This window comes from Pandoraea captiosa (genome assembly GCF_902459775.1).
GTDB lineage: Bacteria > Pseudomonadota > Gammaproteobacteria > Burkholderiales > Burkholderiaceae > Pandoraea > Pandoraea captiosa.
In genome coordinates, this window is sequence record NZ_CABPSQ010000003.1 from 546,885 (window position 1) to 572,341 (window position 25,457).

23 protein-coding genes and 2 pseudogenes are annotated in these 25,457 nt (G+C 62.7%); 9 read left to right on the plus strand and 16 right to left on the minus strand.

Annotation, left to right across the window (positions count from 1 at the left end; genetic code table 11):
- Positions 1 to 16: 16 nt before the first annotated feature.
- The 9 genes from PCA31118_RS13055 to PCA31118_RS13095 all read right to left on the minus strand — a co-directional run bounded on the left by PCA31118_RS13055 (position 17) and on the right by PCA31118_RS13095 (position 10,490).
- Positions 17 to 460 (minus strand): (2Fe-2S)-binding protein, encoded by a 444-nt coding sequence (locus tag PCA31118_RS13055; RefSeq protein WP_150625600.1) that lies wholly within the window; start codon positions 458 to 460, stop codon positions 17 to 19.
- A 263-nt stretch (positions 461 to 723) separates the two neighbouring features.
- Positions 724 to 1,665: an AraC family transcriptional regulator gene (locus tag PCA31118_RS13060; protein ID WP_150625601.1), complete on the minus strand. Its 942-nt coding sequence runs from the start codon at positions 1,663 to 1,665 to the stop codon at positions 724 to 726.
- A 353-nt stretch (positions 1,666 to 2,018) separates the two neighbouring features.
- The gene (locus tag PCA31118_RS13065) at positions 2,019 to 2,648 is read right to left on the minus strand and encodes a HutD/Ves family protein (RefSeq protein ID WP_150625602.1); all 630 of its coding nucleotides are present in this window, start codon (positions 2,646 to 2,648) and stop codon (positions 2,019 to 2,021) included.
- Complete coding sequence (locus PCA31118_RS13070; protein ID WP_150625603.1) at positions 2,645 to 3,913, minus strand: glutamate-5-semialdehyde dehydrogenase; 1,269 nt, start codon at positions 3,911 to 3,913, stop codon at positions 2,645 to 2,647. The genes PCA31118_RS13065 and PCA31118_RS13070 overlap by 4 nt, the downstream gene beginning before the upstream one ends.
- Positions 3,914 to 4,188: 275 nt before the next feature.
- Positions 4,189 to 5,268: a DNA polymerase III subunit delta gene (holA, locus tag PCA31118_RS13075; RefSeq protein ID WP_150625604.1), complete on the minus strand. Its 1,080-nt coding sequence runs from the start codon at positions 5,266 to 5,268 to the stop codon at positions 4,189 to 4,191.
- 36 nt (positions 5,269 to 5,304) lie between these two features.
- Entirely contained in the window at positions 5,305 to 5,820 is a 516-nt protein-coding gene (locus tag PCA31118_RS13080) for an LPS-assembly lipoprotein LptE (RefSeq protein WP_174990450.1), read from the minus strand.
- Positions 5,821 to 5,967: 147 nt separating this feature from the next.
- Positions 5,968 to 8,559, minus strand: coding sequence for a leucine--tRNA ligase (leuS, locus tag PCA31118_RS13085; protein WP_150625606.1), 2,592 nt, complete (start codon positions 8,557 to 8,559; stop codon positions 5,968 to 5,970).
- Between the two features lie 384 nt (positions 8,560 to 8,943).
- The gene (gene dapB, locus PCA31118_RS13090) at positions 8,944 to 9,741 is read right to left on the minus strand and encodes a 4-hydroxy-tetrahydrodipicolinate reductase (protein ID WP_150625693.1); all 798 of its coding nucleotides are present in this window, start codon (positions 9,739 to 9,741) and stop codon (positions 8,944 to 8,946) included.
- 62 nt (positions 9,742 to 9,803) lie between these two features.
- The gene (locus tag PCA31118_RS13095; protein ID WP_246190208.1) at positions 9,804 to 10,490 is read right to left on the minus strand and encodes an outer membrane protein assembly factor BamE; all 687 of its coding nucleotides are present in this window, start codon (positions 10,488 to 10,490) and stop codon (positions 9,804 to 9,806) included.
- A 165-nt stretch (positions 10,491 to 10,655) separates the two neighbouring features.
- Here PCA31118_RS13095 and fur point away from each other — a divergent pair, with 165 nt between their 5' ends.
- The gene (gene fur, locus PCA31118_RS13100; RefSeq protein ID WP_039393197.1) at positions 10,656 to 11,087 is read left to right on the plus strand and encodes a ferric iron uptake transcriptional regulator; all 432 of its coding nucleotides are present in this window, start codon (positions 10,656 to 10,658) and stop codon (positions 11,085 to 11,087) included.
- Between the two features lie 130 nt (positions 11,088 to 11,217).
- Entirely contained in the window at positions 11,218 to 12,120 is a 903-nt protein-coding gene (locus PCA31118_RS13105; protein ID WP_150625607.1) for a GumC domain-containing protein, read from the plus strand.
- An 85-nt stretch (positions 12,121 to 12,205) separates the two neighbouring features.
- Here PCA31118_RS13105 and PCA31118_RS27665 read toward each other — a convergent pair.
- The 4 genes and pseudogenes from PCA31118_RS27665 to tkt form a co-directional block, all read right to left on the minus strand.
- A pseudogene (locus PCA31118_RS27665) lies at positions 12,206 to 12,292 on the minus strand (hypothetical protein); the annotation flags it as partial.
- 20 nt (positions 12,293 to 12,312) lie between these two features.
- Positions 12,313 to 12,472: pseudogene (locus tag PCA31118_RS13115) on the minus strand (helix-turn-helix domain-containing protein); the annotation flags it as partial.
- 111 nt (positions 12,473 to 12,583) lie between these two features.
- Positions 12,584 to 13,594, minus strand: a complete 1,011-nt coding sequence (gene gap, locus PCA31118_RS13120) for a type I glyceraldehyde-3-phosphate dehydrogenase (protein WP_044457102.1) — start codon at positions 13,592 to 13,594, stop codon at positions 12,584 to 12,586.
- Between the two features lie 28 nt (positions 13,595 to 13,622).
- On the minus strand, positions 13,623 to 15,635 hold the full coding sequence (tkt, locus tag PCA31118_RS13125; RefSeq protein ID WP_150625608.1) for a transketolase: 2,013 nt from the start codon (positions 15,633 to 15,635) through the stop codon (positions 13,623 to 13,625).
- Positions 15,636 to 15,832: 197 nt separating this feature from the next.
- Between tkt and PCA31118_RS13130 the strand changes: the two genes are divergently transcribed.
- From PCA31118_RS13130 to PCA31118_RS13145, 4 genes are all read left to right on the plus strand, one after another.
- Positions 15,833 to 16,759, plus strand: a complete 927-nt coding sequence (locus tag PCA31118_RS13130; RefSeq protein ID WP_150625609.1) for a spermine/spermidine synthase domain-containing protein — start codon at positions 15,833 to 15,835, stop codon at positions 16,757 to 16,759.
- 198 nt (positions 16,760 to 16,957) lie between these two features.
- The gene (locus tag PCA31118_RS13135) at positions 16,958 to 17,380 is read left to right on the plus strand and encodes a VOC family protein (RefSeq protein WP_150625610.1); all 423 of its coding nucleotides are present in this window, start codon (positions 16,958 to 16,960) and stop codon (positions 17,378 to 17,380) included.
- A gap of 95 nt (positions 17,381 to 17,475) precedes the next feature.
- Complete coding sequence (locus tag PCA31118_RS13140; RefSeq protein ID WP_150625696.1) at positions 17,476 to 18,249, plus strand: 16S rRNA (uracil(1498)-N(3))-methyltransferase; 774 nt, start codon at positions 17,476 to 17,478, stop codon at positions 18,247 to 18,249.
- 49 nt (positions 18,250 to 18,298) lie between these two features.
- On the plus strand, positions 18,299 to 18,937 hold the full coding sequence (locus tag PCA31118_RS13145) for a YidB family protein (protein WP_150625611.1): 639 nt from the start codon (positions 18,299 to 18,301) through the stop codon (positions 18,935 to 18,937).
- Between the two features lie 93 nt (positions 18,938 to 19,030).
- Here the strand turns inward: PCA31118_RS13145 and PCA31118_RS13150 are convergent, their stop codons facing one another.
- The 3 genes from PCA31118_RS13150 to PCA31118_RS13160 form a co-directional block, all read right to left on the minus strand.
- Positions 19,031 to 19,579, minus strand: a complete 549-nt coding sequence (locus PCA31118_RS13150; protein WP_044457107.1) for a barstar family protein — start codon at positions 19,577 to 19,579, stop codon at positions 19,031 to 19,033.
- A gap of 7 nt (positions 19,580 to 19,586) precedes the next feature.
- On the minus strand, positions 19,587 to 19,988 hold the full coding sequence (locus PCA31118_RS13155; RefSeq protein ID WP_418303911.1) for a guanyl-specific ribonuclease: 402 nt from the start codon (positions 19,986 to 19,988) through the stop codon (positions 19,587 to 19,589).
- 341 nt (positions 19,989 to 20,329) lie between these two features.
- Positions 20,330 to 22,633: an NADP-dependent malic enzyme gene (locus tag PCA31118_RS13160; protein WP_150625612.1), complete on the minus strand. Its 2,304-nt coding sequence runs from the start codon at positions 22,631 to 22,633 to the stop codon at positions 20,330 to 20,332.
- Positions 22,634 to 23,082: 449 nt separating this feature from the next.
- Between PCA31118_RS13160 and thiL the strand changes: the two genes are divergently transcribed.
- The 3 genes from thiL to PCA31118_RS13175 all read left to right on the plus strand — a co-directional run bounded on the left by thiL (position 23,083) and on the right by PCA31118_RS13175 (position 25,298).
- The gene (gene thiL, locus PCA31118_RS13165; RefSeq protein ID WP_150625613.1) at positions 23,083 to 24,087 is read left to right on the plus strand and encodes a thiamine-phosphate kinase; all 1,005 of its coding nucleotides are present in this window, start codon (positions 23,083 to 23,085) and stop codon (positions 24,085 to 24,087) included.
- Positions 24,084 to 24,605 (plus strand): phosphatidylglycerophosphatase A family protein, encoded by a 522-nt coding sequence (locus PCA31118_RS13170; protein ID WP_044457111.1) that lies wholly within the window; start codon positions 24,084 to 24,086, stop codon positions 24,603 to 24,605. Before thiL ends, PCA31118_RS13170 begins: the two co-directional genes overlap by 4 nt.
- 192 nt (positions 24,606 to 24,797) lie before the next feature.
- Positions 24,798 to 25,298 (plus strand): CinA family protein, encoded by a 501-nt coding sequence (locus PCA31118_RS13175; RefSeq protein WP_150625614.1) that lies wholly within the window; start codon positions 24,798 to 24,800, stop codon positions 25,296 to 25,298.
- The last annotated feature ends 159 nt before the right edge of the window (positions 25,299 to 25,457 follow it).

A 25,457-nucleotide genomic window follows, 5' to 3' on the forward strand; every position in this document is an offset into this window, starting at 1 on the left:
GGCGGGCGTCGTCGTGTCAGCGTTTTGCTGCGTCATGGATCGCCTCCCGGATACGGTGATAGGTGGCGCAGCGGCAGAGGTTGGTCATCGCCTCGTCGATTTGCGCGTCGGTCGGATGCGGATGTTTGTCGAGCAGTGCAGCGGCGGCCATGACCATGCCGGACTGGCAGTAGCCGCATTGCGGCACGTCCTTGGCGATCCATGCCTGCTGAATCGGATGCGAGCGCGCGGGCGAGAGCGCTTCGATGGTCGTGATGCGTTTGCCGGCCACCGCCGAGACGGGCATGACGCACGTGCGTGTGGCCACGCCGTCGATATGCACCGTGCAAGCGCCGCACGCGCCGATGCCGCAACCGTATTTGGTGCCGGTCAGGCCCGCAGCATCGCGAATGACCCAGAGCAAAGGCGTATCGTCGTCGCCATCGAAGACGAAGGGCCGCCCGTTGAGTTGGAATTCCATTGACTCTCCCGTTGTGTCTGCCCGCTGCCGCGGTGCGCCTCCAGGGGCACCGGCAGACGGCGAGTGAATTCTCACAACGAGGAAATTGTCGGACAACGGCCGCGCGGCCCGAAAAGGATGCCGTTCGTCCAGAGACGGGAAAACCCTCACGGGTGGCGGTTGTCGCGGGTGCGGTGGGTGTCGCGGGGGTCGCGACTGTGGTGGCGGTGGCCGCTTTGCCGCTTTGCCGCTTTGGTATATGTAAGGCGTATGTGCGGCCCGACTCAGCCGCCGAGTTCGCAGCTTCGCAGGTATTCGCGAGGTGGCAAGCCGTAGCAGCGACGAAACGCGCGGGTGAAGGCCTTTTCGGACGCATAGCCGACGGCATCCGCCACGTCGCCGATGCGTGCGCCCGCCCCCGCGAGACGCTCGGCCGCCAGATACATGCGATGCGTGGTGAGGTACGTCATCGGCGACTCGCCGACGAGTTCGCGAAAACGCAGACAGAACTTCGAGCGCGACATGCCTGCGATCACGGCGAGTTGCTCTACGGTCCACGGCCGCTGCGGTGCTTCGTGCATGGACGCAATGGCGCGCCCCAGTTGCGGATCGGTCATGCCGCGCAACCAATGCGTGCTGGCGCCACCGTGCTTGCTCAGATAGGCGCGCAGAATCTGCACGAACAACACGTCGGCCAGACGTGCGACGGCGACACGCCATCCCGCCCCCCTCTGCATCGATTCTTCGATGAACCCCGCAATGGTGGTGGTGAGCAAGGCAGGGACGGCGGGATCGCCGGCACGAATGTGAATGAGCGGCGGCAGCGACGCGAGCAGCGGATTACGAACGCGGTCACGGAACATCACGACACCGGTGTACAGATCGCTTACCGGACCGTCGCCGCCGGCGCGAAACGCCAGCGGCGTGTCGAGGCGAGGCTCGATGCCCTGCGCCGACATCATCGCTTCGAAGACGATCGGCACCTCGTCCAGCGACGAGCACATCACGTGCTCGTGCCCATGCGGGAGCAGCACGCAATCTCCCGGCTCGACACGCACCGGCGCCATGCCCGCCACGACGAGATAGAACGGTTCGCCCATTGCCGTGCGAAACGGCGCACCGTCGAGCGCCGGTTTGCGTAACGACCAGGGGGCGCCGAACGTGAAGCGGCCCGTGACGACGGCATCCGCGCGCAAGTCGCCCAGCACGTCGCTCAGCGGGTCCATCGCGTCCCGCCTTGCGCTCCACTTTGCGCCCCACAGCCGCACTTTTGTTTCATGGGTGGAACCTTGATTTACTTATGGATAACCGAAGTATGCCGTTTTGCTGACCGGAAAAATATTGGGATTGTCCTGAGGGAGCGGTAGGAAGGTTGGCGGGACCGCCTGGACGCGCGCGCGAGCGCTACGGGGGAAGTGGGGAAAGTGGAGGAAGCGGGCGCAGGATCCGGCGGGCATTGGCGCGTCGCGCGGGCGGGGATGCTGACGTGCGAGCCTGTGCCCGGCGGGGCCGGGCACAGGCTGCGATGTGGCGCTCGCGGATCAGTGACGTCGAGGACGTCAGTGGCGTCAGTGCGACGTCAGTGGCGCGCGAGGGTGGTGAGGAAGACGTCTGTGGCCGCGCCGACGGCCTGCAATTCGCAGTTGAGGCCACCTTCGGTACGGTCGATCTCGTTCATCTCGTTGATCAGCAGCGCATGACCCGCCGCGATCGTCGTCTGCGCATCGCCGAAGGCGACGCGCACCTCGCCGTGTGCGCAGTAGAGAAACGCCACGGCGGTATGCACCGACAGCGTCCAGGTCAGCGTCTGCCCTTCGAGACGATGTTGTGTCAGCGTGTGCCGCCATTCGCCGCGACGTGTCATGACGTTGAAGTCGTCAATCGGCACGCCGGGCACATCGAGTACCGGCGTGCTGCTCACGGCCAGTTCCCCGGCGAAGGCGTAGGGCGGCGTGTGCGTCGTTAACGTGACATCCGGATGCCCCTGCACGTTGAGCGTAAGCGTGCCGCCCCGGACGATAGCGAGCGACCGGTCAATGCCAGCAAACACAGAGAACGGGCCGGGTGCAGCCACCGTGGCCGTGCTGATACGCCAGTCGAAACCGTCTTCGCCGGGTCGACGCGCCACGGCGAGTTCCGTCGTGACACCCTGACCGTTCTTCCACGGCATTGTCAGAAAGTCGGCCGGGCCGAGCACTTGTCGTTTCATTGGCGGACTTCACCGTGACCGAACACGACATACTTCAGGCTCGTGAGCCCTTCGAGACCCACCGGGCCACGTGCGTGCAGCTTGTCGTTGGAGATACCGATTTCCGCACCGAGACCGAACTCGAACCCGTCGGCAAAACGCGTGCTCGCGTTGATCATCACGCTGGCCGAGTCTACTTCGCGCAGGAACTGCATGGCGTCGGTGTAGTTCTCGGTCACGATGGCGTCGGTGTGATGCGAGCCATAACGGTTGATGTGGGCGATGGCCGCTGCCATGCCGTCGACGATCCGGATGGCCAGCACCGGCGCAAGGTACTCCGTCGACCAGTCTTCCTCGGTTGCCGCGATGGCGCCGCTCACGCCGGCTTGCGCCAATGCGGCGAGCGTGCGCTCGCACCCCCGCAATTCGACCTGCTTGCTCTGGAACATGCGCGCGATGGCGGGCAACTGGTCGATGGCGCGCTGATCGATGAGCAACGTCTCCATGGTGTTGCAGGTGCCGTAGCGATGCGTCTTCGCGTTCTCGCAGATCGCCAGCGCCTTGGCCGGGTCGGCCTGCGCGTCGACATAGACGTGACAGATGCCGTCGAGGTGCTTGATCATCGGCACGCGCGCGTCCTGCATCAGACGCGCGATCAGGCTCTTGCCGCCGCGCGGCACGATCACGTCCACGTATTCCGTCATGGTGATGAGCTCGCCGACCGCCGCACGATCCGGCGTGCTCACGACCTGCACGGCGTCGCCGGGCAGGCCGGTGGCGGCCAGCGCATCGGCGATAAGCGCCGCCAGCGCCGTATTGCTCTCGATGGCCTCCGAGCCGCCGCGCAGGATGGTGGCGTTGCCCGACTTGAGACAAAGCGCAGCGGCGTCGATGGTCACATTGGGACGCGATTCGTAAATGATGCCGATAACGCCCAGCGGCACCCGCATCTGGCCGACCTGAATGCCGCTCGGCTGCACACGCACGTTGCCGATTTCACCGATCGGGTCCGACAGGCTCGCAATCTGGCGCAACCCTTCGATCATCGTACGCAGGGCTTTGTCGGACAGCGTGAGACGGTCGATGAACGCAGCATCCTGACCGTTGGCCCGTGCGCGCTCGAGGTCGCGGCGGTTCACTTCCTGCAAGCTCGCGCCTTCACGCTCGATGGCGTCGGCAATCGCGAGCAAGGCGCGGTTCTTGGCAGCGGTATCGGCGCGCGCCATCGCACGCGAGGCTTCGCGCGCGCGTTGGCCCAGCGACTGCATGTAGGCTTTGATATCCACGTTGATATCCATATCGTCGGCTTCAATGGTGGCGATCGTCTCGCCGATGGGTTCTGTTGACGCTTGTTCTATTGACTCTCGGTGCGCACCGCGTTCGATAAACGCGGAGGGCGCCGCTGGCATGTCGCCTGCGTTGCGCAAGATTGTCCGTCAATTACGCAGGCCTTGCTGGCGCGTCTCCCGTGTCTCGGGAGCCATGGCGGCCCATGACGGTCCAAGACGGCCCAAGACGGCCCAAGACGGCAATACGCTCAGATGGGAATGTCGGGCGCGATCTACGCGTGCGCCGGGCGAGGCGCGCGCGCGGAGCGCGCCATCGGCGGTCGCTCGCCGGCGAGCAGCAAGCCAAGTTGCAGCATGCCGTCCCACGGGTCGCCCGGCAGCCCGTCGGCGCGCAGGCCCTTGACCTGCCGGTCAAGACGGGCAGCCAGTTGCAGCGCCTGCGCGAGCATGGGGGCGGTGACGCGATTGGCCGCCTGTTCCATCAGACGCTCGCGCGGGCCCCAGACGCGGTACTCGCGCAGCAGCATGGCAAGCGGTTTGCCCGACGCCATGCCACGCGTGATCTTGGCGAGCGTCCGGACCTCTTCCGTCAGCGCCCACAACACGAGCGGTGCGGCCTCGCCCTCCCCGCGCAGGCCGTCGAGCATGCGCACCAGACGCGCCACGTCGCCCGAGAGCACGGCTTCGCTGAGCTTGAAGACATCGTAGCGAGCAACGTTGAGCACGGCATCCTGCACTTGCTCGAATGTCAGCACCCCCGACGGATACAGCAGGCCCAGCTTCTGAATTTCCTGATGCGCGGCGAGAAGGTTGCCTTCGACGCGATCCGCAATGAATTGCAGCACGCGCCGTCCCGGCTCACCGGCTTCGACCCGCTGCCCTTGCGCACCGAGTCGCTGGGCGATCCAGTCCGGCAAACGCGCACGGTCGACCGGATCGACCTTCACCGTCACACCCACGCGATCGAGCGACGTGAACCAGTCGGACTTGCTGGCGGCCGCGTCGAGTCGGGGAAGCGTGATGATGGTCAGTACATCGCTATTGGCGGCATCGGCATGCGCCTTGAGCGCCGCGCCGCCGTCCTTGCCCGGCTTGCCGCCGGGAATGCGCAGTTCGATGAGCTTGCGATCGCCAAAGAGCGACATCGATTGCCCGGCATTGGCGAGCGCCCCCCAATCGAAGCTGCGCTCGACACTCAGCACGTCGCGCTCGGTGTACCCGCCCGCTCGCGCCGCCGCACGCACGCGATCCACCGCCTCCTGCACGAGCAGGCTCTCGTCGCCGTAGATCGTGTAGACCGGCAAGAGGGTTTTGGCGAGGTGCGCGTCGAGCGCGTCGGGCCGCAATTGCATGATGACTGTCGGTGTGTGCCTGCGAACGGTTCGGAATTACTCTTCGCGCTTGGTTTCCGGCATGGACTTCACCGCTTCCATGCGTCGAATGATCTGATCGACGGCGTCCTTCTGCATATCGCGATTGAGCAGCGCCGCTTCGGTGTCGCGCGCGGTCGTCTCGTTGTCGCTGTACGGCAGGTTGCGCACCAGGCGAATCGTCGTCAACGGAATGATGGGGCGGCCGTCCGGCGTTACGAGCTGGAACGTGAACGCGCTGCGCATTTCATACTCGCGCGCCTGACCGTTCGAATCCAGACTGACCGCGGTACGGGTGTTGCTAATGCCCACGATCTCCAGTCGCGCGTCCGCATCTTTCGGATCGGTGACGACCACGGTGCCTTTGCTGCCGTAGCGGATGTATCGCGAGATATCGACCGCCATCTGACCGCCGCCCGAAATGTACAGACGATGGAACGCGTACTCGCTCGCCCCGCGCAACTGGAAGCCGCAAGCGCTCAGCGTCAATGCGGTCGCCAGTAACGCGATCCAGCCGAAAACCCTGCGCGTCACGCCGACGCTTCGTTGCCCGGATGTCATTTGCACGGAGTGTGCCCTCTTCTGGCCAAACTTGAACTTCACCGGTGGCGGCGGCCGCCGCCCCGGGGCTTGCGAATACACGATTACGCGACTGCGCAACTATCAACGAATACCGACGGATCAGACCACGACGTTCACAAGACGGCCCGGCACGACGATCACCTTCTTCACCGGCTTGCCTTCACCGAACTTGGCGGTCATTGCGTGTGCGAGTGCCGCCTGTTCGATGGCTTCACGCGAGGCGTCCTTCGCCACGCGCACCGCGCCGCGCACCTTGCCGGCCACTTGCAGCACGAGTTCGATTTCGTCCTGCACCAGCGCCGCTTCGTCGACTTCCGGCCACGCGGCGTCGAGCAGATCGCCCGATTGTGCGGCGTAGCCCAGCTCCACCCACAGGCCATGCGTGACGTGCGGCACCACGGGATACAGCACGCGCAGCAGAATGCCGTAGCACTCGCGCACTGCACCGGCACCGGCCGCCCCCTTGTCGCTCTCGATGGCGTTGAGCATCTTCATCGCTGCCGACACGACCGTGTTGTACTGCACCCGCTGGTAGTCGTAGTTGGCTTGCTTGAGCACGCTGTGGATTTCGAGACGCAGCGCCTGTGCCGCCGGATTGGCCGTGTCGATGGCCGCATCCGCCTGACGCAGCAACGCGGCGTGCGACTGACCGAAGCCCCACAGACGACGCAGGAACCGGCTGGCGCCCTCCACACCGGCGCCCGACCATTCGAGCTGTTGCTCCGGCGGGGCGGCGAACATCACGAACAGACGCGCCGTGTCCGCCCCATACGAATCGATCAGCGATTGCGGATCGACGCCGTTGTTCTTCGACTTCGACATCTTCTCGATGCCACCGAGCGTCACGTCCGCACCGTCGGCCTTCGAGGTCGCACCGACCGGACGGCCCTTGTCGTCGAACTGAACCTGCACGTCGAGCGGGTTGAACCAGGTCTTCTTGCCCGCGGCATCTTCGCGATAGAACGTCTCGTTGAGCACCATGCCCTGCGTGAGCAGGTTCTGCGCCGGTTCCTTGAAGCTCACCAGCCCCAGATCGCGCATGACCTTGGTCCAGAAGCGCGAGTAGAGCAAGTGCAGAATCGCGTGCTCGATACCGCCGATGTACTGATCCATCGGCATCCAGTAATCGGTGCGCTCGTCGACCATGGTCTTGGCGTCCGGGCAGGCGTAGCGCGAGAAATACCACGACGAATCCACGAACGTGTCCATCGTGTCCGTCTCACGGCGCGCCGGCTTGCCGCACTTCGGGCAATCGCACTTGAGGAACGCTTCGGACTTGGCCAGCGGGTTGCCGGTGCCGTCCGGCACGAGGTCTTCGGGCAGCACGACCGGCAGGTCCTTTTCGGGGACCGGCACGGCGCCGCACGTCTCGCAGTGAATGATGGGGATCGGCGTGCCCCAGTAGCGCTGACGCGAAATACCCCAGTCGCGCAGGCGGAACGTGACTTGCTTGTCGCCCACGCCCTGCGCCTTGAGGTCGGCAGCGATGGCGTCGACGGCGGCCGCAAAGCTCAGGCCATCGTACTTGCCGCTGTTGATCAGCGTGCCTTCCTTCTCGCCGTACCAGGCTTGCCAGGCATCCGTGGAGTACGTCTGGCCTTCGACGGCCACCACCTGACGAATCGGCAGATCGTACTTGCGGGCGAACGCGAAATCGCGCTCGTCGTGGGCCGGCACGCCCATCACGGCGCCTTCGCCGTAGCCCATCAACACGTAGTTGCCGATCCAGACTTCGACCTTGTCGCCCGTGAGCGGATGCGTCACGAAGAAGCCCGTGGGCATGCCCTTCTTTTCCATCGTGGCGATGTCGGCCTCAGCCACGCCGCCCTGCTTGCACTCGGCGATGAACGCCTGCAAATCCGGGCGATCCGCAGCCAGACGCGTTGCCAGCGGGTGCTCCGCTGCGATGGCGGCGAACGTCACGCCCATGATCGTATCGGCACGCGTGGTGAACACACGAAGCAGCTTTTGCTCGCCGTCGAGTTCGTACGGGAAGCCGAAGTTCACGCCGAAGCTCTTGCCGATCCAGTTCTGCTGCATCACCTTCACGCGCTCGGGCCAGCCGAGGTCATCCAGGTCGCCGAGCAGTTCGTCGGCATACTCGGTGATACGCATGTAATACATCGGAATTTCGCGCTTTTCGACAAGCGCGCCCGAGCGCCAGCCACGACCGTCGATCACCTGCTCGTTGGCGAGCACGGTCTGATCGATCGGGTCCCAGTTGACCGTGCCCGTCTTCAGATACACGACGCCCTTTTCGAGCATCTTCAGGAACAGCCACTGGTTCCAGCGGTAGTACTCCGGCTTGCAGGTGGCGACTTCGCGCGACCAGTCGATCGCCAGGCCCATCGCCTGCATCTGCTTCTTCATGTACTCGATGTTGTCGTACGTCCACTTGGCCGGCGGCACGCCGTTGGCCATCGCGGCGTTCTCCGCAGGCATGCCGAAGGCGTCCCAACCCATCGGCATCAGCACGTTGTAGCCGCGCATGCGCATCTGACGGTACATCACGTCGTTGATGGTGTAGTTGCGCACGTGCCCCATATGCAGCTTGCCCGACGGGTACGGCAGCATCGAGACGCAATAGAATTTCGGTTTGTCCGCGCGTTCGGTGGTCTTGTAGGCATCGATGGCCTGCCAGTGTGACTGGGCGGTGGCTTCGACGTCGGCGGGAACGTATTTTTCTTGCATGATGGGTCGGCGGATAGGATTCGGCTCGGCTTCGGCTCCGTCGGTACGCGGCATCAGGTGCGCGGTACGCAGAATTTACGGGGCGGATCCGGGGAAAACGATGATTATAACGCCGCCGGAGGTCGATTCGGCGTGACGTTGGCGAGGGGGCGTGACGTTTGCGTCACTTTGGCTTCCGGTCTGCGGGCAAGGCGCCGCCATCCGGCGTGAAGTCGGCCACGAGGCGTGGCCGCCGGGTTCTGCGTCGGGGTTGCGCCGAGGGTTGCGTCGGGTAGGTAAAGGACCGTTGACCGGAAGATGCTACCGGTGGCACCGACAACGCGTCATCCGACACGCTGCCACACCACCGGCTAACCGGCCACCCCGGTGCAACACCCTGCGGGATCAGCGCAGGCCCAGCACGTCCTGCATGTCGAACAGACCGGTCTTGTGTTGCGCGAGGAAGCGCGCGGCGCGCAGCGAGCCCTGCGCATACGACAGTCGGCTCGACGATTTATGCGTGATTTCGATGCGCTCGCCGATGCCGGCAAACAGCACCGTGTGATCGCCCACGATATCGCCGCCGCGCACGGTGGCGAAACCAATGGTGGACGGATCGCGCTCGCCGGTGACGCCCTCGCGGCCGTAAATGGCGCATTCCTTCAGGTCTCGGCCCAGCGCCTGCGCCACGACTTCGCCCATGCGCAACGCCGTGCCCGACGGGGCATCGACCTTGTGACGGTGGTGCGCTTCGATGATCTCGATGTCGTAGCCCGTGTTCAGGATCTTGGCGGCGATTTCGAGCAGCTTGAACGTCGCATTCACGCCCACGCTCATGTTCGGCGCAAAGACGACCGCAACACGCTCTGCGCCCTTGGCCAGCAGCGCCTTGTCGGCGTCGGAGAAACCAGTCGTGCCGACAATCATCTTCACGCCGTGCTTCTCGGCGGCCGCCAGATGGGCCAGCGTGCCTTCGGGGCGCGTGAAATCGATCAGGTATTCGGCATTGGCCAGCGCGGCGTCGAGGTCCGACGTGATCTTCACCCCCGTGTCGCGACCCAGGAATGCCCCGGCATCGATGCCGAGCGCGGGGCTGCCTTCGCGGTCGAGCGCGCCAACGAGTTCGGCATCGTCCGCCGCGAGTACGGTTTCGATCAGCATCCGGCCCATACGGCCGGAGGCGCCAGCAATCGCAATCTTCATCATGGTGAGTCTTTCGTCTACTTTCTACGGTCGTTCTGCGGCTTACCGGGGCTTACCGAGACTTATTGCGGGGCAGTGAACAGGCCACCGCCGGACGTCACGCGCGGCGAGGGAACGAGGCCGGAACCCATCCCGGCACCGGCTGCGCCGGTCACGGGTGCCGTCGGCGTCGCTGACGGGGTCAACTGCGGGGCCGGCTTGGCGGCAGCGGCGACGTTGGCTGCCGCAGCGTCCGTCGATACGGTGGCAACGTCGGTCGGCGCTGCGCTCGGCACTGCAGCTTCAGCCGCTGCGGCACTAGCGGTCGACGGGGCCGGCGCTTCGGTCTTCACTGGCTTTCCCTTCTGGCCGTCGATTTCCTGCACCAGCTGATATTCGGTCGGCAGGTTCTCGCCACCTTCCCAGCGAGCGAGCGCATCCCCTTCGAAATACACCTTCAGGTGACGCTCCTGCACCACCGACGCGTTACCGCGCTTGAAGTAGAAGACGTAATCCCAGCGATTCGCGTGGAAGATATCGGTGAGCAGCGGTGTGCCGAGCAGTTGACGGACCTGATCGCGCGTCATGCCCGCCTGGAGCTGCTCGTAGGCTTCCTTCGAGACGAAGTTACCCTGAACGATGTTGATTCGATACGGCGTGACGACGCCGATCACTTTGTCGGTCACGCTGTCGTACGTCGAGCAGCCCGCCAATGCCAGAAAGGCTGCGGCCGCGCAGACGGAGAACGGAAGGGAGAGATAACGACGCAAATCTGACTCGCTTTCAAAAAAATCGAACTTGAATCCGGCACGCCGGGCGCGCCGCCACATCGCCCCCGTTGACGGCACAACCGTCCCGTTTGCCCCGGTTTGCGCCCGGGCAAGGCAAAAAGGCATTATTATTGGGGCTGTATTGTACTCTAGGGACGTAGAGCGATGCCGAATCCCGCCGATCTGAAAAATATCGGACTGAAAGCCACGCTTCCGCGCCTCAAGATTCTGGAAATCTTCCAGAACAGTGAGGTGCGCCACTTGACCGCTGAAGACGTATATCGTCATCTGCTCGGCGAAAATCTCGATATTGGTCTGGCCACGGTTTACCGTGTGCTGACGCAATTCGAGCAGGCCGGGCTATTGTCGCGCAGCAACTTTGAATCCGGCAAGGCCGTTTTCGAGCTGAACGAAGGCCACCACCACGACCACCTCGTATGCATGGATTGCGGCCGGGTCGAGGAATTCTTCGACGCGGAAATCGAACGCCGCCAGAAGCTGATCGCCAAGGAACGCGGTTTCGCGCTCCAGGAACACTCGCTCGCCATGTATGGCAGCTGCACGAAGGATCCCTGCCCGCATCGTCAAAAAAATTAAAAGAGACTTTGCCAGAGTGCTTTCCCGCGAAGGCATTCTGGGATTTTTCCTATCGCGCGCAATCTAAGTGAACTGAGCGCCGAAGCGCATCGTCTACAATATTCCCCCGTCAATAACGTTGAGACGCGACTTGCGTCTTCACGGGACCGCATTAACGCTTGGCCTCCCTATGACCCACGAAGATTTGCCCAACGACATGGCACAGAATGACGCAGACGAAATTTCGTTCGCAGATGTTCTCGGATTCATTCGCGAAAATCTGAAAATGATCGCCGGCCTGGCTGTATTAGGTGCTGTGATCGGGATTGCCGGCACTTTTGCGATTCACAAGCAGTGGCAGGGCACGGTGACTCTGCAAATCGGCCGCGCCGCGGGCTCGCCCGTCGTGGGTCCCGACGGCCCACTGATCGAATCGCTTCAGCAAACCGTCGGTCGAATTCAGCTCAGCACCTTCCGCGACAAGGTCATGGCTGACGTATTCCCGAAAATGCAAGGCGACGTGGACGCCTTGCGTCGCATGACGGCATGGGGCGCGCTGAAAGCGCGCACCATGCCGGGCACGGCCTACGTCGAGATAACCGCGCGCGGACGCTCGCCTGAAGAAGCACAACAAGTGTTGACGGTGGCCGCACAACATGTCGAAACCGAACACGCCGCCATTCTCGAGCGCGCTCGCGCGTTGCCCAGGCAACAGCTGAGCGTGATCGATGCTGCCATCGAATCCAACACAAAAGCGCAAGAGCAGTTGAATGCGGCGCTTGCGCACTCCAAGAATACGGATTCGCTGCTGGCACTGGGCGCATTGCAAAGTAGCCGCACTGAGCGGGCGGCATTGAACGACAGCCGCTATCGGGTCTCTCAGCTCCTCGCGCCGGATCAGTCGTACAACACTCGTGTTGTGAGCAATATCCAGATCGACGCGAGCCCGGTGTTTCCGCGCAAGTTGTACTTCGGCATCGGCGGCCTGGTCGTCGGCGCCATCTCGGGCGTTCTCCTGGGCTTGCTACGTACGACGCGCGCACGCCGCACCTGACATTGCGTCGCAGCCCGAGGCACATCGAATGCATCTCTCGCACGCGAACCGTCCACGGCAAGTCCCGAAATAAGCTGACAGTAAGTTATGCGTAAAACGCTCGATGCACCGCATCGGGCGTTTTGTATTTGAGCGCTGTATGTGGCCGCTCGTTGTTGTAGATACGCACAGACTGTTCGTGCCATTTGGGTGGTGCTTACGTAACCATACCTGCACTGTAGAGCGGCCCTGAATTCCATAGCGTCGTTGGGCTTCTTTGTACGTCAACTCGCCCTTTTTCAACCTGCTCCACCACCGACAACTTAAAAGCCAAGCTGTAGTCCCGCTGCGTTTGCTTGATCCCTTGCTCCATTTGCCACCTCTTCGATGTGTCGAAAAAGTGTCAACCTATTTCAGGACGGGTCACCACAATAAAAAAAGCCGCTGTCTCTCGACAGCGGCTTTTTTGCTTCCGTACCGCCGATTACTTCGCAGCCATCAGCGCGACAGTGGTGTCGAGCATACGGTTCGAGAAGCCCCACTCGTTGTCGTACCACGAGCTGACCTTCACCAGACGACCCGAAACCTTCGTCAGCGTGCCGTCGAAGTTCGACGATGCCGGGTTGTGGTTGAAGTCGACCGACACCAGCGGTGCCGTGTTGTACGTCGCGATGGCCTTGAGCGAACCCTCAGCGGCTTCCTTCAGAATCGCGTTGACTTCGTCCACCGTCGTGTCGCGCTTGGCGATGAACGACAGATCGACGATCGAAACGTTGATCGTCGGCACGCGGATGGCGTAGCCGTCGAGCTTGCCATTGAGTTCCGGCAGCACCAGACCGACAGCCGAAGCGGCGCCCGTCTTCGTCGGGATCATGCTCATCGTGGCCGAGCGGGCACGACGCAGGTCTTCGTGGTAGACGTCGGTCAGCACCTGATCGTTCGTGTAAGCGTGAACGGTCGTCATCAGACCCGTTTCCAGACCGATCTTGTCATGCAGCGGCTTGACCAGCGGTGCCAGGCAGTTCGTGGTGCACGAAGCGTTCGAGATGACCGTGTCGGTCGACTTGAGCACGCCTTCGTTCACACCGAACACCACGGTGGCGTCCACATCCTTGCCGCCCGGGGCCGAGATGATGACCTTCTTCGCGCCGCCCTTCAGGTGAGCGCTGGCCTTTTCCTTCGTGGTGAAAAAGCCCGTGCACTCGAGTACGACGTCCACGCCCAGCTCGCCCCACGGCAGTTCGGCCGGGTTGCGGTTGGCCAGCACGCGGATCTTGTCGCCGTTGACGACCATGTAGTCGCCATCGACCGTCACGGTGCCCGGGAACTTGCCGTGCGCCGTGTCGTATTGCGTGAGGTGAGCGTTGGTCTGCGCGTTACCGAGGTCGTTGATGGCAACGATTTCGATGTCGTGCTTCTTACCGCCTTCGTAGTGGGCACGCAGTACGTTGCGGCCGATACGGCCGTAGCCGTTAATAGCGACGCGAATGGTCATGGGGGTATCTCCGTAGGGTCTAACGAAATCAGCCAAGCACGGACTTGACCGTCGCGACCACATGGTCGACGGTGAAGCCGAAGTGTTTGAACAGCACGCCGGCCGGAGCCGACTCGCCAAAGGTATCGATGCCGACCACGCCGCCTTCCAGGCCGACGTACTTGTGCCAGAACGCCGTCACGCCGGCTTCGATGGCCACACGCGGCACGCCGCGCGGCAGCACGCTCTCGCGATAGGCCTTGTCCTGACGGTCGAACACGTTGGTCGACGGCATGGACACCACGCGCGCAGCGATGCCCTCGGCAGCCAGCACGTCGGCGCCCTTGAGGGCCAGATCCATTTCCGAACCGGTCGCAATCAGCACGATCTGCGCGTTGGCTGCGTCACGCAGCACATAGCCGCCACGACGGATATCCGCAATCTGCGCATCGCTGCGCGACACGAATGGCAGATTCTGACGGCTGAGCACCAGGCTCGACGGACCGTCCTGACGCTCCACCGCGGCCACCCAGGCGGCCGCCGTTTCCGTCGTATCGCACGGACGCCACACGTCCATTTGCGGGATCAGGCGCAGGCTCGAGACATGCTCGATCGACTGGTGCGTCGGGCCGTCTTCACCCAGGCCAATCGAGTCGTGCGTGAACACGAAGATCGAGCGCAGCTTCATGAGCGCCGCCATGCGCAGTGCATTGCGGCTGTAATCGGAGAACGTCAGGAACGTGCCGCCGAACGGGATGTAGCCGCCGTGCAGTGCAATGCCGTTCATGATTGCGCTCATGCCGAATTCGCGCACACCATAGTTGATGTGGTTGCCGAACTGCACGCCTTCCGCATTAGCGCGAACGGCCTTGCTGGCCTTCCAGTTCGTCAGGTTCGAGCCTGTCAGATCGGCCGAGCCGCCCAGGAATTCCGGCAGCACTGCGGCGAGACCTTCGATAGCCAGTTGCGAAGCCTTGCGCGTCGCCACCGTCTCTGCTTTTTCGTTGGTCTTGGCGATGAGCGCCGCCGCAGCCGACTTGAAGTCGCCCGGCAGTTCACCCTTCATACGACGCTCGAATTCGGCAGCTTGCTCGGGGAACTCGCTGCGATAGGCAGCGAAACGCGCGTTCCAGGCGGCTTCGGCTTGTTGACCGGCGGCCTTCGCATCCCACGCGGCGTAGACTTCGGCCGGCACTTCGAACGGCGGCAGATTCCAGCCCAGCGCAGCACGCGTCGCCGCGATTTCGTCGGCGCCCAGCGGCGCGCCGTGCACGTCGTGCCCGCCTTCCTTATTCGGCGCACCCTTGCCGATCAGCGTCTTGCAGCAAATCAGCGTCGGACGATCCGACTTCTTGGCTTGCGCAATGGCGGCATCGACCGCGTCGGCATCGTGACCATCGATACCGCGAATCACGTTCCAGCCATATGCCTCGAAGCGCTTCGGCGTATCGTCGGCAAACCAGTACTCGACGTCACCATCGATCGAGATGCCGTTATCGTCGTACAGTGCGATGAGCTTGTTCAGACGCAGCGTGCCGGCCAGCGAGCAGGCTTCGTGCGAGATGCCTTCCATCAGGCAGCCATCGCCGAGGAATGCATACGTATAGTGGTCGACGACGTCGTGGCCGGGACGGTTGAATTCCTTGGCGAGCAGTGCTTCGGCGAGTGCGAAGCCCACGGCGTTGGTAATGCCCTGCCCCAGCGGCCCCGTGGTCGTCTCGACGCCCGGGGTGATACCCACTTCCGGGTGACCCGGCGTCTTGCTGTGCAACTGACGGAAGTGCTTGAGCTCTTCGATCGGCAGGTCGTAACCCGTGAGATGCAACAACGAGTAGATCAGCATCGAGCCGTGGCCGTTCGACAGGACGAAGCGGTCGCGATCGGCCCAGTGCGGATTGACCGGGTTGTGCTTGAGATGGCGGCCCCAGAGAGCGACCGCGATATCGGCCATGCCCATCGGCGCGCCAGGGTGACCGGAGTTGGCCTGTTGGACCGCGTCCATGGAAAGGACGCGAATGGCGGAGGCCATCAGCGCAGCCGTAGCAGGAGAGGAGTTCGTCATGGTGACCAGCCGGAAGAGCGGGCGTGCCCCGTTGCCGCGAGCTGCCGCGCGAAATTCAAATGCGGGAAAAGACCAAGATTTTACCAGAATCGCTCCTTGCCCGGGTCGATCGCGGCGAACTTCCTCAAAGCACGGGAACGTGGAATCATGCGAAGAAGTGACGTGATCGACACAAATTAGAGGAAGTTGTCTTACCGATGCCCACCAAACGCGACACCCTCACCGCCGATTCCGGCCATGAAACGCCCGGCCCGACACTTGCGAGCGCGTCGTTTGCCGCGCCGCTCGGCCCGTGGGCAGGCTATACGTTCGCAGGGCGCACCGTCTACGCGGCGACATCGGCGCATCAGCACATCGAAATCGTGAATTTACCGGCGTTCGGCGATCTTGGGCGGGCATATCGGCTCGACGGCCGCTTCATGGCGTCGCTGGCGGACGCTCACATCTGCCATGAATGCATGGTGCACCCGCTCCTGCTTGCGCATGGCGACGCGCAACGCGTGCTCATCCTCGGCGGGGGCGATGGCGGCTCGGCGCGGGAAGTCCTGCGTCACGCCAGCGTCAAGGAAGTCGTAATTGCGGAGCTCGACGCACAGGTGCCCACAGCCATCCTGCACCACATGCCGACGCTGCCCGATGGCGCGTTCGACGATCCGCGCACGACACTCGTCGTCGGGGACGCACGGGATCTCGTGGAGGCCGCCATGGCGAAGGGCGAACGATTCGACGCCGTGATCTTCGACCTCACCGAAGCCGATGGCGACGCCGCTCCCCTGCACGACGCGCCGTTCTTCAGCAACGTCCGCTCCCTGCTCGCCCCACGCGGCGGCATCGCGCTGCAACTCGGCGCCCCGTGGTTCGAAGGCGCTCGGGTGCGTCGCATGCTCGACGCGTTGCGCTCGGTGTTCGTCCATGTGCAGCCGATGACTGCCTACGTGCCGCTCTATGGCACGCAATGGGCGCTCGCACTGGCCAGCGACACGCTCGGCATGCGCGAAATTGGCGCACTGGCGTCCACCCCGCTGCCCGCTCCGCTTCAACGGTTGCGGCATTACTCACCGTTGCGCCACGCAGCACTCTTCGACATCGCGCCTGAATTACGCGACGTCCTCGGGCAAGGGTGACGGAAGACGCGACGGAGGAGACGACAAAAGCGGTGACGGCAGCGGCCATGGCACCAGCACGTTAGCGTATCGGGGACCGGCGCGCATGACCGCGACATGGGTGAAGTGCCTACGCGTTCCTTGTATATTGGGAACTCGTCTCGACTCGTCGGCCTCCCCCTCGATCCGCCCGGCCGGCGACTTCACCGGAGCACCGTCATGTCCGATCCCCGTCCATCCCACGTGCCATGGCTCACGCCCTACCTGACCGTACGTGACGCCAAAGCCTCTGCGGCGTTCTATGAACAGGCGTTCGGCTTCACCGTTCACGACATGGTGGACGACGATGGCGCCGTCATGCACGTCGAAATGTTCTATCAGGGACAACTGATCCTGATGTTCGCGCCCGAAGGCGCCTTTGCGACGACGGCACGCACCCCACGCACCGCCGGCATTGAGGCACCTCAGAGTTTTTACGTCTATACGGAGGACGTCGACGCGCTTTACGCCCGCGCGACAGCGGCTGGCGCCAAGGGACTGATGCCTCCGAGCGACCAGTTCTGGGGCGATCGTTTCTGCCAGCTGGAAGACCCGGACGGCTATCGATGGGGCTTCGCCCGGCCGGTCACGCCACGCAGCTAGACACCTTCCGGTATGAGCCTTCGGGGCGTTGGGGTATGCTTCCTCCCCACGGTCCCCGCGCCACCCACGGCAAACCTTTTTCCTCCTTTGCCCGAATGCCTCGCTTTTTCATCGATGCGCCGCTGCACGCCGGCGCTCTTCTCGATCTTCCCGATGCCGTTGTCCGTCACGTGCAGGTATTGCGCCTGAAGGCGGGCGATGCCCTCACCGTGTTCAACGGCACAGGCGGTGAATATCCGGCAGTCCTGACAACGCTGGAGAAGCGCCACGCCACGGCGCAACTCGGGGAACACAATACGCGGGAGGCCGAACCGCCGTATCACATCACGCTGGCCCAGGGCATCGCCGGTGGCGACAAGATGGACTGGCTGATCGAGAAGGCCATTGAGCTTGGCGTAGCGGAAATTCAGCCGCTGGCGACGGAGCGCTCGGTCATTCGGCTCGATGGTGAGCGCGCCGCGAAACGCGTCGCCCATTGGCAGGCGCTCGTCCAGGCGGCATGTGAACAATGCGGGCGCAATCGGGTGCCGCGCGTGCTGCCCATCCGCCCTCTCGCGGCATGGCTAAGCGATCCGGAAGTGGGCCGAAAGTCCGATCGGAGCGGTGATCGGGACGTCATAAAAGGGGACGTATGGCGTGTGCTATTGTCACCTAGAGCAGACAGCGGATTCGATTCGCTGCCGCTGGAAGCGCCATCTCAGCCCGGCGTGCTGCTCTTCGGCCCGGAAGGCGGGCTGGCGCCTGACGAGGAAGCGCTCGCGCGGAAAGCCGGATTCACGGCGATTCGACTTGGGGAGCGCATTCTTCGGACCGAAACGGCGGGCATTGCAGTGCTCGCCGCGTTGGCTGCCCGCTGGGGCGGCTGGTAAGCATCGATGATTCAGAAAATGGCCTCACAAGCCTAAAGGAGTAATCGTCATGGGTATCCTCGATAACATTCTCGGTGGTGGGTCCGGCGCTCAGGCCGGTGGCGGCGGGTTCAACACGAAGACATTACTTCTCATGGGCTTGCTCGCGATGATTGCGAGCCGTTCCGGCAACGCACAGGGACAAAACGGCGAAGGCGGTGGTTTGCTCGGCTCACTGGGCGGCGCCCTTGGCGGCATGCTGGGTGGCGGTGCAGCGGCGGGCGGTGGGTCGGGGGGTCTTGGCGACCTGCTGGGGGGACTCCTCGGCGGTGCGCAATCGCCTGCGGCCGGTGCGGGCACGCCGACGACGTCTCCCGGCGATCTAATCGGCTCGCTCGGCGGACTCGGCGGTCTGACGCAGATCCTCAGCCAGGGCGGACTGGGTGACGCCGTGAACTCGTGGGTCGGTACCGGCGCCAATCAGCCCGTGACGGCAGATCAAGTCACCCAGGCGCTCGGCCCGGGTGGCCAACTGCAGCAATTGGCCGGCACGGCGGGTATTTCGGAGAGCGAGGCGGCACAGGAGTTGTCGGCCCTTCTGCCTCAGGTCGTCAACCACCTCACACCGAATGGCGCGGTCGCCCAGGATCAGCCGCTCGATCTGGCGTCTCTGGCTCAGCAGTTTCTCGGAGGTGGACGCGCTGGCTGACGGGTCCGCGGCTGCCAACAAAAAAGGTCCGCATGGCGGACCTTTTTTATTGGACGTCACATCGTTTCCGCCGTCTCGAACGACGGCATCGATTCAAGCGAAGGAATAGAAAACGCGGAAGCTCACACGCCGCTCCGCCCAGAATTCGGCGGCATCGCGAAAGACTTCCAGCAGCGTTTCACGCCCGTCCTTGTCGAACTTCGTGGCGATCGGCAGACCTTCGAGTACCACCACGAACCCCGGCTGCGGCCCACAGTGGCTCACGAGATCCGTCAGACAGTCGTGCAAGGCGTCGTAGTTCTTCCCGAAATGCTTCGGGAACAGGAACGATGTGGCGATCGTTTCCAGTACCTCGGCCTTGCTCTGCGCTTGCGAACAATTGGCGTAAAGGAAGTGTTGCCCGAGTCGCTCGGCCTCCGCCGCCAGCTCCGGCACGCGGAATGCACGGATCGACTGCACGATATTGGGCCTGACGGCCTGGAAAAGACTCATATCTCCCTCTTCCGATAGGCTACGGCGATGGCCGGCCCGCGCAACAGCATGCAGGCCCAGCACCTGCTTGAACAAGTTACCCTCGCCCGCACCGAATGGATCTGCCATAAGATCTTTCCCGCGTTCTTGTGCGAAAACCGGCTCACTCATACTGCTGTCATTCCCTTATGCGTTCAAAGCTGTTGTAGTGGTCTTGGGTGTAGTAACACGGATCCACCGCACGTTGGTTGCCCCCGCAGATGATGCGCCTGGCACCTCTATTGCGGGCACCGGGAGTTGGCACCGTATATTCATGGTAATAGCCACGCGGCATTTTGGGCAGGCGCTTCTCGTAGTTTCCGAACGTGATGCCATCTTTGGCATAAGGAAACGGCCCGCCCTGGGCAATCAGCGTCAGCGTGCGCTGCGCTTCACGTGGCAATTCGGCAACGGAAACCGTCGCCATTTGATCCGTGACGGAAGGCGCGGTTTCACGCGCCGTCGCGTTGGCCCCCAGAAACACGCTACTCGCCGCAGTCAGTGCCACGATGCTCCGGTGAAGCCAACGTGCCATTGTCATAGCTAGCTGTCGCCCGGCGTCGGTTTGCGCTGCGGGCCCGTTCTGGTGGGTGAAGCCGTAAGGTTATCGCTATTGCTCACGAGAATCAATGTCGGCTTACATTTTGCAACCAAACTACTCAACAAATTCATGAAAACACAAGGTTTTTCACGACAGTAAGCACACACATGAAGATATACGATGCAGAAAAAGCGTCGCCGAAATAGCAAAACGCCGCCCTGAATCGGGCGGCGTTTTGCGCGTTTCGTCGGCTAATTGCCGACTAAATACCGGCCAACCATCGGCTAACCCGAGCGAACCCAGGCGAACCGACGTCGGCTCGCCGCAACTCGGCAGCCAAATCAGCGCACCGGTTGCTGCGCCGCCGAGTCGGCCACGACGAGCGCCGCCATATTGATGATTCGGCGCACCGTGGCCGATTCGGTCAGGATATGCACGGGCTTGGCCGCGCCCAGCAGGATCGGCCCGATCGCCACGTTGTTGCCTGCCGCCGTTTTGAGCAGATTGTAGGCAATATTGGCGGCGTCGATGTTGGGCATCACCAGCAGGTTGGCCGCACCGATCAGCGTCGAATCCGGCATGATCCGCGCACGCAATTCCGGGTCCAGCGCGCAATCGCCGTGCATTTCGCCGTCCACTTCGAGTTCTGGTGCACGTTCTTGCAAAATGGCCAGTGTGTCGCGCATCTTGCGTGCGCAATTCGCATCACTGGTCCCAAAGTTCGAGTGCGACAACAATGCGACCTTCGGCTGGATGCCAAAGCGGCGAATTTCTTCAGCGGCCATCAGCGTGATTTCCGCGAGTTGTTCAGCCGTCGGGTCCTGATTGATGTGCGTGTCGACGAGGAAAATCTGACGATTCGGCAATACCAGCGCGTTCATCGCTGCATAGACGTTCCCGCCCTCGCGTTTGCCGATGACGCGATCGATGAAATGCAGATGGCGACCGGGCGTCGACACCGTACCGCAAATCATGCCGTCCGCTTCGCCCTTGCTCACCAACATGGCAGCGATCAGCGTCGTACGGCGGCGCATTTCGACGCGCGCATATGAAGCCGTCACCCCCTTGCGGTTGGTCAGACGGTGATACGTCTCCCAGTAGTCGCGATAACGCTCGTCGTGCTCGGGGTTGACGATGGTGAAGTCGACACCTGGCGTGAGGCGCAGGCCGTACTGCTGGATGCGATGCTCGATCACGGCCGGACGCCCGACCAGAATCGGCGTGGCCACACGTTCGTCAACGAGCACCTGCACCGCGCGCAATACGCGCTCTTCCTCACCTTCGGCGAACGCGATGCGCTTCTTGTCGGCCGGCACGCTGCGTGCGACCGAGAATAGCGGCTTCATCAACCCACCGCTGTGGTAGACGAACTGCTGGAGCGATTGCGAATAGGCGTCGATATCGGCAAGCGGACGCGTTGCCACGCCTGCGGCCATCGCGGCTTCCGCCACCGCTGTCGCCACCTTGACCAGCAGTCGCGGATCAAAAGGCTTCGGAATCAGATACTCCGGCCCGAACGACAAATTCTTGATGCCGTAGGCCGACGCAACGATGTCGCTCTGTTCCTGACGAGCCAATTCCGCGAGCGCATTCACGGCGGCGATTTCCATCGAACGCGTGATGGTCGTGGCCCCCACATCGATGGCGCCGCGGAAGATGAACGGGAAGCAGAGCACGTTGTTGACCTGGTTCGGATAATCCGTGCGGCCCGTCGCCATGACGCAATCCGGACGCACTTCCTTGGCCAGCTCCGGCGTGATTTCCGGGTTCGGATTGGCGAGCGCGAAGATCAGCGGCTTATCCGCCATCGTCTTGACCATTTCCGGCTTGAGCACGCCAGCGGCCGACAGCCCAAGGAATACGTCGGCACCGCCGATGACATCGGCCAGCCCACGGGCTTCGGTCTTCTGCGAGAAGCGGATCTTCTCCGGGTCCATCAACTCCGTACGGCCTTCGTAGACCACGCCCGCAAGGTCCGTCACCCAGATATTTTCGATGGGCAGCCCCATGTCGACGAGCAGGTCGAGACAGGCAAGCGCCGCAGCGCCAGCGCCCGACGTGACGACTTTCACCGACGACAGATCCTTGCCCACCACCTTCAGACCATTGATGAGCGCCGCTGCCACCACAATGGCCGTGCCGTGCTGATCGTCATGGAAGACGGGGATCTTCATGCGCTCGCGCAGCTTGCGCTCGACGATGAAGCATTCCGGGGCCTTGATGTCTTCGAGATTGATTGCGCCGAACGTCGGTTCGAGCGCTGCAATGATGTCGACCAGCTTCTCCGGGTCCTTCTCGGCGATCTCGATATCGAACACGTCGATATTGGCGAACTTCTTGAACAGCACGCCCTTGCCTTCCATCACCGGCTTGGAGGCGAGCGGACCGATGTCCCCGAGGCCGAGCACCGCAGTGCCGTTAGTGATCACGCCGACCAGGTTGCCGCGCGCCGTATAGCGCGACGCATTGAGCGGATCGACGACGATTTCCTCACACGCGGCGGCTACGCCCGGCGAGTAAGCCAGCGCCAGATCGCGCTGGTTCAGCAACTGCTTGGTCGGCGCGATGGCGATTTTGCCGGGGGTGGGAAATTCGTGATACTCGAGCGCAGCTTCGCGCAGTTTCGGATCGATCGGCGTGGGCATGAGGGGAAGCTCTTGGCGAACAGAAAAGATCAAATTTTCAGTGCGAATTGTAGCCCTATTTATTCACGCCATTTATGCAAAAAACGGATAAGGGCCGCACCTGCGCTGAAGCTATTTCAAGCCGATAGTGGCGAAAAATATATTGGAATACAACGCTGCATCGCACCATCGGCCGGATTTTCAGACAACGCATGCGTTTTGATCGAGGGGTTGTCCGAGACCAGCATCGGACTCGCCTGAAAACGGGAAACGCACCCGTTTGTCTGCTTGGGAAAGCGTGAACTGCCTCTTAGAATAGGGGTTTGCATGGCATCGCATGCCATCCCGGGTCAGATCCCGGGTCAGATCCCGACGCGCAGCTGACTGAAATTGCCTCTCGCTTCGTCGCATTCAGTCCTTTGTTCTCTCATTTTCTGGCCGTTCGCCTGACTGCCTGACTTCTTGTGCCCATGACCACGACATCCCCGACCGGTTCGTCAACACTGTCCGAGTTCTCGCTGATCGAGCGCTTCTTCGCAGGCGCGACGCGTCAGGGCGAGCACGTTACGCTAGGCATCGGCGATGACTGCGCACTGCTGCGCCCGCCGTCGGGAGAGCAACTGGCAATATCGTCCGACATGCTGGTGGAGGGTCGGCATTTTTTTGCGGACGTCGATCCACGTTCTCTCGGTCACAAGACCCTCGCCGTCAACCTCTCGGATCTCGCCGCCATGGGGGCGCGCCCGCTGGGTTTCACGCTGGCGCTCGCACTGCCTGAAAGCGATCCGGCGTGGTTGGGGCCGTTCGCGCAAGGACTCACCGAACTGGCAGATCGATTCGCCTGCCCCCTGGTGGGGGGTGACACGACACGAGGCCCGCGAAATCTTTGCGTGACGGTCTTCGGTAGCGTGCCAACGGAACAGGCGTTGCGTCGCGACGCGGCGCAAGCGGGCGACGACATCTGGGTCTCCGGCACACTGGGCGATGCGCGACTGGCGCTCGGCGGGCTGCGCGGCGAATGGGCACTTGCAGACGAAGATCTCGCACTCGCGCGGCGTGCGATGGATCTGCCGGAGCCGCAGGTGGCGCTCGGTCTTGCGCTACGAGGCGTAGCGCGTGCCGCGCTCGACATCTCGGACGGTCTGCTCGGCGATCTCGGTCATATTCTCGAGCGCTCGGCGATGAGCGCGCGCATCAACGTCGATGCCATCCCCCGCTCATCGTTGCTTGCTGCGCAGTCGCCTGACGTTCAGCGCCTTTGCACGCTCGCGGGAGGCGACGATTATCAGCTTTGTTTCAGCGCAGATGCCGTACAGCGCGGGCGAATCGAGGCCATTGCCAACGAACTCGGCATACGGGTCACGCGTATCGGTACAATAGCGCTTCCCGACGCGCGCCGAACGAAGCTGCATCTCCATGACAAGACTGGCGCGAGCGTCGTTGCCGACTTCAAAAGTTTCGACCATTTCCAATGAGCACTGATCAAACGGCCGCCGTCAATCCGGGCAGCGGCCCGCGCCGGCCGAACTCACGGTTCCTGCTGTCGCATCCCGCACATCTGTTTTCCCTCGGCTTCGGCACGGGTCTGTCGTCGTTCGCGCCCGGCACGGTAGGGACGCTTTTCGGATGGGCGTCGTATCTGGTGCTCAATCTGTATCTGACGGTCACGGACTGGGCAGCATTGATCGCCGTATCGATCGTCGGCGGCATCTGGATTTGCGGTTTCACCGCCCGCAAGCTCGGCATTCAGGATCCCAGCGCCGTCGTCTGGGACGAGATCGTGGCGTTCTGGATCGTGCTGCTGCTGATCACGCCAGCGAGCTTCGTCGGGCAACTCGTTGCCTTCGTGCTGTTCCGCTTCTTCGATGCAGTCAAACCGCCGCCGATCAGCTATTTTGATCGCACAGTCAAAGGCGGGCTGGGCATCATGCTGGACGACCTCGTTGCAGCGTTTTGCACTTTGCTCGTCATTGCGCTGTGGCGCTCGATCTGAGCGTCGTGTTGCGCGGCGCCGCCGTTTGTCGTGCTGCGCCGGCGCCCTGAATGGCATGGGAAGGTTGGTTGCAAACCACCCCCTGCGGATTTACCCGTTTTTTGTTGGTTTCGCGTTCGTTCCGTACTCGTTCTGCACTCGTTCCGCACTCGTTCCGTATTCGTTGCATCGACTTCTTGAAGGCATCGTCCCGTGGTCTCCGAACAAAATCTTTTGGCCCAACTGTCGGTGAAAGTCGGCAACCGTCTGCGCGACGAACGCTTGCTGCTGGCGACCGCCGAGTCGTGCACCGGTGGCCTTGTGGCCGCCGCGATCACCGACATTTCCGGCAGCAGCAACTGGTTCGAGCGCGGTTTTGTTACCTATTCGAATCAAGCCAAGTCGGAGATGATCGGCGTGCCCCCTGAGCTGATCGAAAAGCATGGCGCGGTCAGCGAGCCCGTGGCACGCGCCATGGCCGAAGGCGCCCTGCTCAATAGTCGTGCGCAAATCTCCCTGTCGATTACCGGCGTCGCCGGTCCCGGCGGTGGCACCCCGGACAAGCCGGTCGGCATGGTTTGCTTCGGGTGGAGCAATCGTGTCACCACAATCGTCGAGACGAAACACTTCAAGGGCGATCGTACGCAGGTTCGCAGTCAAGCGGCGCAGCACGCCTTACGCGGTGTCATTGAACTGCTGGACAAGGAAGCCTGAGACTTCAAGCCGCGCGCAAAGACGTCGAATACGTCTGCGGATTCACCGGGTCTCAGTACAAAAAAACAGCGCTCGCGTAATGCGAAGCGCTGTTTTTTTTGGGGAGCTCATCACGTCGCGACGTGAATCGCGACATTTATCACCCATGCGACAAGCGCC